Source organism: Chthoniobacter flavus Ellin428 (assembly GCF_000173075.1).
In the GTDB taxonomy this organism is placed as follows: Bacteria; Verrucomicrobiota; Verrucomicrobiia; order Chthoniobacterales; family Chthoniobacteraceae; genus Chthoniobacter; species Chthoniobacter flavus.
On record NZ_ABVL01000053.1, the window covers coordinates 1 to 11441 of the forward strand.

Annotated in this window: 11 protein-coding genes and 1 pseudogene; 7 read left to right on the top strand and 5 right to left on the bottom strand. The window is 57.4% G+C overall.

Going from position 1 to position 11441, the window contains the following annotated elements; all coding sequences use genetic code 11:
- Positions 1–514: pseudogene (locus tag CFE428DRAFT_RS32295) on the bottom strand (helix-turn-helix domain-containing protein); the annotation flags it as partial.
- A 239-nt stretch (positions 515–753) separates the two neighbouring features.
- On the opposite strand from CFE428DRAFT_RS32295, the gene CFE428DRAFT_RS32300 reads away from it, so the two are divergent.
- The 3 genes from CFE428DRAFT_RS32300 (at position 754) to CFE428DRAFT_RS32310 (ending at position 3912) form a co-directional block, all read left to right on the top strand.
- Positions 754–1641, top strand: coding sequence for a hypothetical protein (locus CFE428DRAFT_RS32300; protein ID WP_237705591.1), 888 nt, complete (start codon positions 754–756; stop codon positions 1639–1641).
- A 72-nt stretch (positions 1642–1713) separates the two neighbouring features.
- Positions 1714–2241, top strand: coding sequence for a hypothetical protein (locus CFE428DRAFT_RS32305; protein WP_006983964.1), 528 nt, complete (start codon positions 1714–1716; stop codon positions 2239–2241).
- A gap of 141 nt (positions 2242–2382) precedes the next feature.
- On the top strand, positions 2383–3912 hold the full coding sequence (locus CFE428DRAFT_RS32310; RefSeq protein WP_006983965.1) for a sulfatase family protein: 1530 nt from the start codon (positions 2383–2385) through the stop codon (positions 3910–3912).
- A 2-nt stretch (positions 3913–3914) separates the two neighbouring features.
- Here CFE428DRAFT_RS32310 and CFE428DRAFT_RS32315 read toward each other — a convergent pair whose 3' ends face one another.
- Positions 3915–4862, bottom strand: coding sequence for a S1 family peptidase (locus tag CFE428DRAFT_RS32315; protein WP_157447725.1), 948 nt, complete (start codon positions 4860–4862; stop codon positions 3915–3917).
- A 154-nt stretch (positions 4863–5016) separates the two neighbouring features.
- On the opposite strand from CFE428DRAFT_RS32315, the gene CFE428DRAFT_RS32320 reads away from it, so the two are divergent.
- Both CFE428DRAFT_RS32320 and CFE428DRAFT_RS32325 read left to right on the top strand, forming a co-directional pair.
- Positions 5017–5508: a hypothetical protein gene (locus CFE428DRAFT_RS32320; protein ID WP_006983967.1), complete on the top strand. Its 492-nt coding sequence runs from the start codon at positions 5017–5019 to the stop codon at positions 5506–5508.
- A 235-nt stretch (positions 5509–5743) separates the two neighbouring features.
- Positions 5744–6184 (top strand): hypothetical protein, encoded by a 441-nt coding sequence (locus tag CFE428DRAFT_RS32325; protein WP_006983968.1) that lies wholly within the window; start codon positions 5744–5746, stop codon positions 6182–6184.
- A 546-nt stretch (positions 6185–6730) separates the two neighbouring features.
- On the opposite strand, the gene CFE428DRAFT_RS32335 is transcribed toward CFE428DRAFT_RS32325, so the two are convergent.
- From CFE428DRAFT_RS32335 to CFE428DRAFT_RS32345, 3 genes are all read right to left on the bottom strand, one after another.
- A complete protein-coding gene (locus CFE428DRAFT_RS32335) occupies positions 6731–7135 on the bottom strand; it encodes a hypothetical protein (RefSeq protein WP_006983970.1) in 405 nt (134 codons plus the stop codon).
- 331 nt (positions 7136–7466) lie between these two features.
- Positions 7467–7937, bottom strand: a complete 471-nt coding sequence (locus CFE428DRAFT_RS32340) for a hypothetical protein (protein WP_006983971.1) — start codon at positions 7935–7937, stop codon at positions 7467–7469.
- 212 nt (positions 7938–8149) lie between these two features.
- Positions 8150–8431, bottom strand: coding sequence for a hypothetical protein (locus CFE428DRAFT_RS32345; protein ID WP_006983972.1), 282 nt, complete (start codon positions 8429–8431; stop codon positions 8150–8152).
- A 589-nt stretch (positions 8432–9020) separates the two neighbouring features.
- Between CFE428DRAFT_RS32345 and CFE428DRAFT_RS38165 the strand changes: the two genes are divergently transcribed.
- Both CFE428DRAFT_RS38165 and CFE428DRAFT_RS32350 read left to right on the top strand, forming a co-directional pair.
- Positions 9021–9266, top strand: coding sequence for a hypothetical protein (locus CFE428DRAFT_RS38165; protein ID WP_006983973.1), 246 nt, complete (start codon positions 9021–9023; stop codon positions 9264–9266).
- 525 nt (positions 9267–9791) lie between these two features.
- Positions 9792–10961 carry a retropepsin-like aspartic protease family protein gene (locus tag CFE428DRAFT_RS32350; protein WP_237705592.1) on the top strand — a complete coding sequence of 390 codons (1170 nt, stop codon included), beginning with the start codon at positions 9792–9794 and terminating at the stop codon, positions 10959–10961.
- Positions 10962–11441: the final 480 nt, after the last annotated feature.

The following is an 11441-nucleotide window of genomic DNA, read 5'->3' on the forward strand; positions in this document are numbered from 1 at the left end:
ATAGCGATGCCCACGCCGCGCACTGGTCTCATCGATCAGCAGCGGGCGCACTTGGGTCCAACTGCGCCGCGCCTGCGCCCGCTTCCACATAGTGCGCCACTAAACGCCACAGGCGCGTGTCCTCTTCGCCCAAAAGTGCGCCCACTTCCAAGACCGGCATCTGGGTGCACAGCAGCATCGCCCAAGCTTCGAACATCAAGGTAAACCCACTGCCAGGTCGCGCCCAAGGCACCTCCACCTGCACTACCTTACCCTCCGGCGTCTTCACCCGCGGCACTCGGGCTACCAATTCGGTCTGGTATTGGAAAAAATTCAGATGCCGCCAGCTCTTCTCCACCGTGTCGTGCACCGGGCAAAGCAACTGATGCTCCGCTCCAGGTGCGCAAAATTTGCTCCCAGCCACAAAGTCCAGTTTGAGCGTTAAGCGGTGTGCTTCTTGGTCCAATTGGCAGTCGCTGACTTTCCATTCCGGGGTCAGTTGCAGCGCGAGCGTGAAGAGTTCCTTGGCATCCATTTCCCCCTATTGCCCCTCAATCCCAGCCCCTCGTCAATCTCCCGGTTCCTCACCAGCCGACCTCTGTTCCCCCTAGAGGAGGGGTTCGGGGAACCGTGGTTCCCTGATCCTCTTCCAACCCGCAACGCCGCCATCTTCCCACTCAAAATAGCGAGGAGCCGATTTTTGGCACCGAGCGAGGCAAGGACAAACTCATTGTTACGGGGGATGTTTGCGATTCACCCGACCAATTCTGGTTCGTGTTATACAAGCAGACTCCGAAGGGTTCCGCAGCGGAGCACGATTGGGAATCTCCACCGCGTGCTCAGATGATTGAGGAAATCGCAAAACTCGGGTTGCCCGTGATCATAGACGATTTCCATTACATTGAGCATGAGGTTCAGCGCAGACTGTGCCAGCAAATGAAGAACGCCGCTGCACAAGGCGTAAGATTCATCGTGCTGAACACACCGCAGAGGGGAGACGATCCAATCAGAAATAATCAGGATTTGGCAGGCCGATTTTTTGCGGTCAATGTCAATTTTTGGGAGACTGGAGGCCTCAAGGAAATCGGCACAAAAGGATTTCAAACGCTGGAAGTCAAGGTGGACGAAGAGATTTTAAATGTGCTCTCTAAAGAGTGCTTGGGATCCCCGCAGTTGATGCAAACTTTGTGTCTGGAACTGGGCCGAGAATACATCAGCCTGGACCGACCATATTCTCATCAAGCGATTAAGGCAGACGGTTTTGACTGGGCGCGGGTTCGGCAACGCGCAGTGCGCTCCTATGACCATACTGCGCTTTACGACAAACTAAAGAATGGGCCGCCTAGACGCGGCCAAGCGCGAAATTCGTATAAACTCAGGAACGGTTCCGATGGGGACGTTTACGATGTAATCGCGTATACGCTTGCCTCGGACCCTCCCTTCCTAAGTATTGATCTCGACCATATAAGAAAAAGAGCCGAAACGGTATTGTCCGATGGTGGAAATCAACCGAATTTCAGTGCCGCTCTGGATCAACTCAATGGGCTCTTTGAGACTGGGCACAAACCCGTCGAATACGACGAAGAAAAACGGACAATCAATATCATTGATCCGCATTTCTACTTTTATCTAAGGACCAAGGCCGCTGAGACTTTAGGCTGATGCGTAGGATTCTCTCGTGCCCAAATTGCTGAGTTTGGGCACGACGGCAAAGATATGAGAACGTTTAGAGGTATGAGTGAGACCTATAGTGATCGCTTGACGGTTGCAGATTTCAAAAAACACGCTGTTTGGGAGTACACGTCTAAAGATGAAAGTGTCGGACCCGATGCAGAACTCGCCGTAAAGCCGGTTATCGAACTTCCAGTTACCACCATGGAAGGGCGCTTTATCGGCACGGAACTGGTGCTTGGTAATGGGCGGCCCGTTTTTGGTGTGTTGCTCGGTATTAAACTCAACAACGCGAGACTGACCAGGCTCATTCTGAGCGTCATCGTCTATTCCGGCGAAAGAAAGTTTTTGTTTCGTCGCTCCTCATCCACGGAATCGGCCATTCAGGGACTGGCTGGCTTTCTGGGACTCTCGCAGGCCGAGGTATTTCCGATTCGTTACGATATCTCGGCATATGCCTTGAGTGCGCCGGACGTAGTGGTTGGCGAGATTCCGTTGACCCTGAGTGAAAGGCTGCCCAAAGCGGAATTGTTTAAGCTCATCTTGGAGGAGCAGGTACGTGCCCGACGCCAGAGTGAATGGCCGGGGTAGTCAAGAGCAACCATTGACGGTTGACACATTTCCCTCGATTAGCCGCCCCGCCTCGGGGCACACACCGGCGGCCTGCTCCGAAACGGTAGAAATGCAATTGACTCCGCCAGGCAAATCTTCCTCCAGTTCCCCAATCCAGCCATGAAACCGATCATTCGCTTGCTCCTTTGCCTTGTGCTCAGCGTCTCCTCTGCGCTGCGTGAGGCTCATGCCGCCGAGGGCGCCAGGCCGAACATCGTCTATATCCTCTGCGACGATCTCGGCTATGGGGATGTGCATTGCCTGAATCCAGAGCGCGGCAAAATCGCCACGCCGCGGATCGACCGCCTGGCGGCGCAGGGAATGACTTTCACCGACGCGCATTCGAGTTCGTCCGTCTGCACTCCGTCGCGGTACGGCATCCTGACGGGGCGCTACAACTGGCGCTCGCGGCTGCAAGCCGGCGTGCTCGAGCCCTACGGCAAATCGCTGATCGCCAGGGATCGGCTGACGGTTCCGGCGCTGCTCAAGAAAAACGGCTATGCGACGGCCTGCATCGGGAAGTGGCATCTGGGCTGGGAGTGGCCGCGCGACGGGAAGATGCTGGATTTCACGCGCCCGATCCTCGAAGGGCCGACGACCCGCGGCTTCGACACTTATTTCGGGACGGATGTTCCGAACTATCCACCGTATTGCTTCATCGAGAACGATCACACGGTCGGCATTCCGACCGAGCCGCTACCGGCGAAGCTGCTGGGGCACAACCTGGCGAGTAAAGGCGGCCCCGCGCTGCCGGGATGGAAACTGGAGGCGATTCTGCCGGCGATCACGGACAAGGCCTGTGACTTCATCCGCCAGCAGGCGAAGTCCGGCACGGCGTTCTTCCTCTATCTTCCGCTGACCTCGCCGCACACGCCGCTGGCGGTGACGGAGGAGTGGCTCGGCAAAAGCGGGCTGAACCGCTACGCCGATTACGTGATGGAAACCGACGCGATGATCGGGCGCGTGCTCGACGCCGTGGAGCAAAGTGGCGCGGCCGGCAACACGCTCGTCATCCTCACGAGCGACAACGGATGCGCGCCGTATATCGGCGTGAAGGATCTGGAAGCGAAGGGACATTTTCCGAGTGCCGGCCTGCGCGGTTACAAGGCGGATATCTTCGATGGCGGTCACCGCATCCCGTTCATCGTGCGCTGGCCGGAGCGCGTGAAAGCGGGCGGCCACAGCGGCCAGACGATCTGCCTGACCGACCTGATGGCGACCTGCGCGGAGATCCTCGGCGCGAAGCTGCCCGACAATGCGGGTGAAGACAGCGTCAGCATCCTGCCCGCGCTCCTCGGCACGGATCAAGCGCCGCTGCGGGAATCCGTGGTGCATCATTCCATCAACGGCTCCTTCGCCATTCGGCAGGGCCACTGGAAGCTCGAACTCTGCGCGGACTCCGGCGGCTGGAGCGATCCCAAGCCCGGAAGCAAGGAAGCCAAAGGTCTGCCGGACACTCAACTCTATGACCTCACCGCCGACCTCGCCGAATCCAGGAATGTCTATGGTGAACATCCCGACGTGGTCGCGCGGATGACCAAGGCGCTGGAGCAAATCATCGCCGATGGCCGCAGCACGCCAGGCGCGAAACAGTCCAACGACGTCGCGATTCAGCTGCGGAAACCAGTTACTCGCGCGGCGGGGGAATAGATTCAATGTTTGACGCCGGCGCGGGACTTTTTCGGCCTCGTCCGACGCGTCAAGAAAGCAAAAGCGCTGGCCACCACTAACGAAAACGCGCCCGGCTCGGGGACGATGGAAGCGAGGGCCGATTGGGAACTGATCCAGGCGGAGTAGGCGGAGATCTCCGTGTAGATGGCATGGTCGCCGTAATTCGACGAGTCGAAACCGACCACGTTGACACCAGCCAATTTCCACACCCCGTTGTCGAGCACCATCAACCCGCCACCGTCGTCGCCTAGCGAAAGATTGCCGCCGAAGTATTCGTAGTTGCCAGATAGGTTGTCCCCCACGAATTCCGTCATGACCATGCCCGGTGCTAGATCGGGGAAGAGAGACTGAAAGTCGGCCTGGCTGCCGAGCTGGTTCACCATTCCGCGTTCGATCCCGTCGTAGGGGAGAAAACCGGTCGCCGGGGAACCCGGTTGTCCGTGACCGATCGCCGTGACCTCCTGCCCGGCCGACAGCGTACCCGTGTAGAGGCCCACGGGCGTGATCCCGGTAACAGGGGTGGCTAACTTCAAGAACGCGAGATCGCTGTCGTAGTTGAGCGGCGAATAGCCGGCAGGGCGTATCACCTGCGTCACCGCGTACGTTGTCGAATCCGTGAGTGCGTCCGCCCCGAAACCAATCTTCATGCGAGAGAGCGGAAGCTGAGTAGAACCATCTGGCGAGAGAACGTTGTGCGCGGCCGTGACTACCCAGTCCGGGGTGACGAGCGTGGCCGAGCCCCAATTCGTCTCGCCGGTTCCAGAGTTCGTGAAACTGAACCAACCGCCGGCCTGAAACTCCGGCTGCGCGGCCAGCGCGATGTGCTCGGCATCCGTCGCCCCGTCGCCCGGGCTCTGAATCTCGATGCCGAACGCGTTCGACGGCCCGAATCCAAAGAAGGCGCCAAACGCCAAGGCTGACCAGATCATGATTTTTCGCATGGCGCTAAAAGCCGGTGTGCGCCGGAAAAAGCAATGCTCGAAGAAGATCCAACCCTGAAAGAGTTGCATCCGGGCCTTGGCGACAATCGCCAAATGCATTACAGACTCCAAGCTAAACGCAGTGGCCGAAGAACTCTTTCCGATGAAACGAAAGCTCCCCCTTTTCCTCACCGCCGCCGTTGCCGTCACGGCTTTGGCGCTCTCGGCACTACCCGATCCCTCGATCGACCAAAGCCCATTTCAGACCCACTTTTATCACACCATAAAAGCGGCCGGCCTCCAGGATCTGACGCCCAAAAAACTCGATGGCCCGGACGGCCCGTTCAATCCCGAGGAAGTATCCGTCCCGTGGCGCATCCGATGGAACCCACGCCGATGGTATCTCCATACCTCGGCCACCGCCCCGGTAGGCTTCCCCGACGGCGGAGGCGAATTCCAATGGGCTCACAAATTCGGCGATGGAAGTTCTTCACCATTCGTCTGCACGGTTGTCTACCTCGACGGACGGGCCAGTTTCATTGACATCCAGGCGCAGGCCAATTCCGCCACGCCCGCCGAATCCCTACGCTCCGCACTCCACCGCGAATTCCCCGGTCTCCCCATCAAAGTCGAGGTGCACCGCGAGAAGACTTAAGGGTGGAACCCTGCAGCCCCCTGCGGCTTCCGGACCAGCACTCTCGTTCCCAAACTCGAGCGGAAGCGAGAGGCCAGACGCTTTGCTTCTGTGCGAAATATTCCCGAGGAAGAGTTTCGCCAGCTTGAATTGTATGGCGATGTTATGTCGTTTGATGACTCTGGCTCAATTACGAAAGGCGTTTCGATTGAAATAGCGCCTGGCGGAAGTCCTAAAGTTGTAGAAACCTACTGATGTGGATAACGTGCGCACCTTTGCGTTTGTATTATTCGCCGCTGTCGGGATTGCCGTGGTTTCCGGTTGTCGGCGAGAGTCGCATCATGTCCTGAATTGGGAGGAGCGTTACCAGAAAGGGCGATTAACTATTTTGAATGGAAAGTGGGAAGATGCCGAAAACAGTTGGTCGGAACTCAGTAAAGAAGGGCGTCAGGACGGGCATTTGCGGCAGTGGATCCAGATGCAGATCGACATTTTGGAAAATACCGAAGCGGATCCGTTGAAAAGTGAATTGCGAGGGGTAGCCATGCAAGAGATGGATTGGAGACCGGACGCCTCACTGCCTCACCTTGCGTGGTTGAAAAAAAGTAGTGAGGCGGGGGTATTTAAGGACAAAAGAGTTCGGCGACAGGCCGAAAAATTAATCGAAAAATTGGAAACTATGCAGAAGCGGAAGTAGCTCTTCCCCTCGTTCCCAAACTTTTCGCTCCGCTCGAGTTTGGGAACGAGAGAATGTCAAAACGGGGTTGGAGTGACGCAGAGCAGGTGGTAGTGTCGACTCAATTGCTTGCGCCTATGCGAATAATGGAGCGTCTTCCCCAGGACAGCCTGAAGCGATATTTCCTCGCGTTGGGTACCGTGCTTCTGCTGGTCTATCCGCTTTCGCTCGGGCCCATTCTTCGGATCCAGATCAAGTGCAACGTGCCACTGGCGAGAAACTTTCATACGGGGCGCATCTTCTTTCCCAGGTTTTACGAGCCATTAGGTGAGCTGTGCGACTCCGGGCCTTTTGTTCAGCGAGTGATGGAGTGGTATTTGGACCTGTGGGTGGGAGATTATCCGCGGGACCAAACCATGATACTGTAAATGAGCGTCCGCGAATGCCTCAACCATGAACAGTAAGCGAATGGCTTCGATCGTGCTGGGCGCGCTGCTGCTGGCCTACCCATTATCCTTTGGTCCCGTATGTGAGTTTGCCGTTTTATGAAAAAATGGGCGGTCAGCATTAACCCCAAGTGTAGCGCACATCCATTGTGCGCGGGTTTATCAGGACATTAAAGCGATGCTCGCCGAATAGCCAATCGCCCGAGTAATCGTCACATCGCTTCCAATCGTCAACGCTATAGCTCGGCTCCTTGAGCATCAACAATAGTTCGTATCCGTTCTGCAATAAATTGCGCAATTCATCACGGTCAGGACCATGGATAAATGGAGCTCCGCCAATTTTGTGGCCCAGCCACTGTCCGTGAAAGTCCCAGGCCGGGTCGGACTTGTCGTACGGGCCCGTGGGATCCGGTATCGGCTCGAAGATTTCAAAGCCATATTTAGCCGGGATACCCGGGGCAGGTAGCTCCGTATGGAATGTGGTGGTCAGATACCCTGCGCCTTCGTCGTGAATGGCATAAGACAAAGCTCCGGCTTCATTCCGAGCGCCATACTCGTCTACGAGAGTGGTCGTGATTTTACATAAACCGGTTCTCAGTCGGCAAGCGAAAGCAGCAATACTCCCAATGCGAAGGACCAATCTCCGGCCCGTCGATCCACGGCGTGGGGAAAAGCCATGAATCCCGACTTTTCGGAAGTTCTACGATTCTTAAAGGAAAACATTGCCTACGGCGATCTTCGAACCAGGTTGCCATCAATTGCTGCTTTGACTGTTTCATAATGCGCAGGGGAATCTTCGCTCATTGGGTCGACGACTTCATCACTACCATCTCCCGTTCCAGTGCTCCTATTTCTCGTTATTCGATGATGGCCTGACGATCCTTGGTTCTGCGAAAATAGTAACCATCTTCTGTATACACGAGAGCCGCCGCGACCTTCTTATCCGGCGGATACCATGTGAAATCGAGTTCGCCTGCTTCGTATGGGTTTGGTAGGCGATTTCCGGCGTGCAACATATCATAAAACATGCGCCAGCCCTTCGCCTTCCATTGGCGGTGGTCAATGCTGTAAGTCCCACTGGCCTTAAAAGCAGGCGGTGTGCGATTGGTGTAGTCCACCCGGGTGTTGTAAAACTCGTGAACGAATGTCTTATCGCGATTGATTTGGATCACTTCCACCTCGCCCGTCTTGTATTGGTAGGCGTACTCTCCGGCTACTGCATTCGGATCGAGATGTCCCGTGCAACTGGACACGCCAATCGATGCACATAAGAGCAAGGCAGCTTTGGCGGCGCGTGTGACTGCACGATTGTGGGACATGAACATCATCGTTTACCACAATGGTTCTCTCGTGCTCAAACTCCATTTGGGCCGATGATCCGCTTCGTCAAAGCGCGGAGCCCGGCTCCTTCTCCGGGCTGCTTTCTGCAGCTCTCTTAATCTTAATCATAATCCTAAACTTAATCCCGATCCTTCAATCCCGATCGCTGGGGGAGGATTAAGATTAAGAAACGGAAGAGCGTTGGCCCTGCTTCCCCTACTCAAGCCTGAGGGGGAATGTCTTTGACCTCGACTTCGACGCCGCCCAGCCAATTGGCCAGGGCATTGTAAAGGGCGGCGAAGATGACGAAGAAGATGAAACCGAAGATACCGGCAAAGACAGGCCCGAAGAGATAGATCATACCGATGATATGCAACGACTTGCCGCCGAAGATGAGCATCGGAATTCCCATGAGGGTGTAGAGAAAGCCCATGACGACATAGAGCGCCGTCATGATCTTGCTGGATTGGAGGACGGAGATACGGATCAGTTGTTTTTTCATGGTTCGAGTGGGATCGAGGGGTGGGGGAACGATGGACCGGGGGGGATGTTGGAACTGCGCAGGGAGAAAGGCAATCCAATCCCGGGTGGGATTGTGCCGTGGACGAATCTCTCTTGCCCCACTCTCGTGCCCAAACTCAAGGAGTTTGGGCACGAGGGGAAGAAAGGCGCTACGCGCATCGGTTTTTTCGGTCAGCGACTAGGAAGTCGCCGCTCCCAGTGGAGCCATCCCCTTCGATATCTAAACACCGCGCAAAGATGTGGGTCATGCTTAGGCAGCAGGGCCGCACTCCAAAACGCCAGCGTGACACGTTGCTCAATTCGATTCGGAAACACAATCTCGCGTGCCCATGGAGGCTGAGTAGGCGGACAAAATGGAGTCTGAGCACGAGAGCAAATTCAATGTGAGCGGAGGAGGGACCACGGATTGCGCGGATTGCGCGGATTACAGAAATCCGCGTCGGCTTGAGCTGATACGGCAAGAAAAGGATGAAGGATGAAGTGAAGTGCGCTACGCGGCTTTGGGATGTTGGTCCTCTTTTCGGGGGGCGCCTTTCTTCATCCTTCCGCCTTCATCCTTCTCTTCATCCGTGCAATCCGCGAAATCCGTGGTCAAAAACTCCTTTTGTCCGATTTTCGGTACGCTCTCTAAAACGCTCTTGTTTGACCGGGGAACCATTTTGACCCAGCCTGGCGGGAAGATGATTGGCGAGCCGCACGTTTCCGTATATCCGATTCACATTGACGATTGGCAGATCGAAGTGGCCGTGGGGGTGATGGTGGCGGTGGCGATGGTGGCCATCGTCATCTGGCTGATCAGGCGAAAGAAGCGGTGAGCACGCCGCAAAATGGGCCCGCGCCAGAAATCCAAATGAGGACGCTACGGAGACTTGCCTCGACGCGGGGGAGACGGATATAACTAACTCGATCGGGCGGAGCTATTGAATCGACATCGCATGGCAACTATCAACCCACATTCCACAGGAGGGACGGCGGCGGGGCGGGCTGCCGTGGACCCGCATTCCACCCCCGGCCAATCGGAGGGCCCCAAAGGGGGGCTGGCATTGGGCATCGCACTGATCATTGGGGGGTTGGTGGTCCAGCAGAGCGTTTTCGGCGGGAACATCTGGTCTTTCTTGGGGAGCGCCGTGGTCATCGTGCCGGGTGGACTTCTGTTTGGCCGCCGCTTTGCCCGGCAGATAGACGCCGCCCGAAGAACCCGCGCCGGCGGAGCCCAGCCGCCGCCTCTCCCGGCGTCGCTTCCACCGCCGCTGCCTCCCGCTGCGGCGCGTTTTGTTGCGTCGTTTCCTGCTGTGTCTTTTCAGCCGCCGTCGCCTCCGCTTCCTGCACCCGTGCGATTTGTGGGGGGCGTTATTTGGAGGGGCGTCAGGATCATTGCCGCCGTTTGCTTCTGCATCCTGCTCGTGATCGGCGTGCTGGCCATTCTCCCGCTCTTTTCGAGCTTCCATTCGGGCCGCGATGCGAGCCAGCCGGCGGCGCCATCGGCCGCCAATGGCAATGCCAATGCCAACGCCACCGGCCCCGGAGCCGCCCGCCAGGAAGCGCCACCGGCGATCAATGACGCCATCGCCCGAGCCCGGCGCGAAAGCACGGAGGCGGTGAAAGAGAAACAAGCGCGCGAAGCGGAGAAAGCGCGGGCCGCGGCCGCGCAGGCCGAGAAAGTGAGACTCGCCGACCAGGCGAGGCTGGCCGCGGCCATCCAGGCGGCCGAAGCCAAACGTCTCGCCGCCGCCAAGGAAACCGAAGCCAAACGGGCCGCGGTGCAAAGAGAGGCCGACTATGAAGCCTGGAAGACCCGACGCAAAGCGACGATGGAAGAATCCGCCAGCCATCTTCGCCCGGACCAGGTGGCCACTTGGAATCGCGCCATGGCCGCCTGGAATAAGCTAACACCGGCGCAACGCGAGGCCGCTTACCGGAAGGAATATCAGCAGACGCTGGCCAACTCGAAGGAAAGCCTGTGGGGAGCCTGGGCGCAGTCGTCGACACAGCCCGTCGCGACGTCGCCCGTCATTCCGCCCATTCCCGGTCTGGATACCCCGTACGCGACGTCGCAGCCGGCGCCTTCCCCAGCCGCCGCCAGTGCCTCTTCGCCGCCGCCGTCCTCCGCGGCGAATGATGACGCGGCGGGAGTGCCGATGGTCCGCGAACAGGGGCTGCTGAAATTGCCGGTGAAAATCAATGACGCGATCGAGCTGAAGTTTGTCGTCGATTCGGGGGCGTCGGAGGTGCAGATCCCCGAGGACGTTTTTCTTACGCTGACGCGGGCCGAAACGGTAATGAAACGGGATATCCTGCCCGAGGCGATTTATTCGGATGCCACTGGCAGACAAACCAAGAGGCCGCGGTTTACCTTACGCTCGTTGCGGGTCGGAAATGTCACGCTCACCGACGTGCCGGCCATGGTCGGCGAGGCCAATTCGCCGTTGCTTTTGGGGCAGAGTTTTCTTTCCCGGTTCAAGGAATGGAAGATCGATAACCGGAGTGGGACGATTTTGCTGGAACGGTGAGGGGGGCCGGGGGCGGGGAAGTTGAGAGTTGAGAGTTGAGATTCGAGGCTTGGCGAGAGCCGAGCTTGCGAGACGCCTGCGGAAACATGGGGCAACTCCGTGGTGCCGTGGGGACAATTGAGAGCCGTCGCTGGGGTGCGGGAGGTGGCTATCTACGCGGTGCGCTCGAGGGGGCTATTTCTTAATCTTAATCTTAATCATCCCCCAGCAATCGGGATTAAAGGATCGGGATTGAGATTAAGATTAAGATTAAGATTAAGGCCTCTTCGCCGTTTCAAGTGGGTGGCTTACGAACTGCCTATGCTCGCGGTGAAATCATCGCAGCGCGCGCGAAGCGCCCGAAAAAAACGTGTCATCCTGAGCGGAGCAGGGAAACATGGGCGGAGTCGAAGGACCTCTGATCTCCGTGGGTTTTCGCGCGGAGCCATGTAACCGAGCGACGGGATTGCGAGACAAACGTTACTGTTATTCGCTATACCG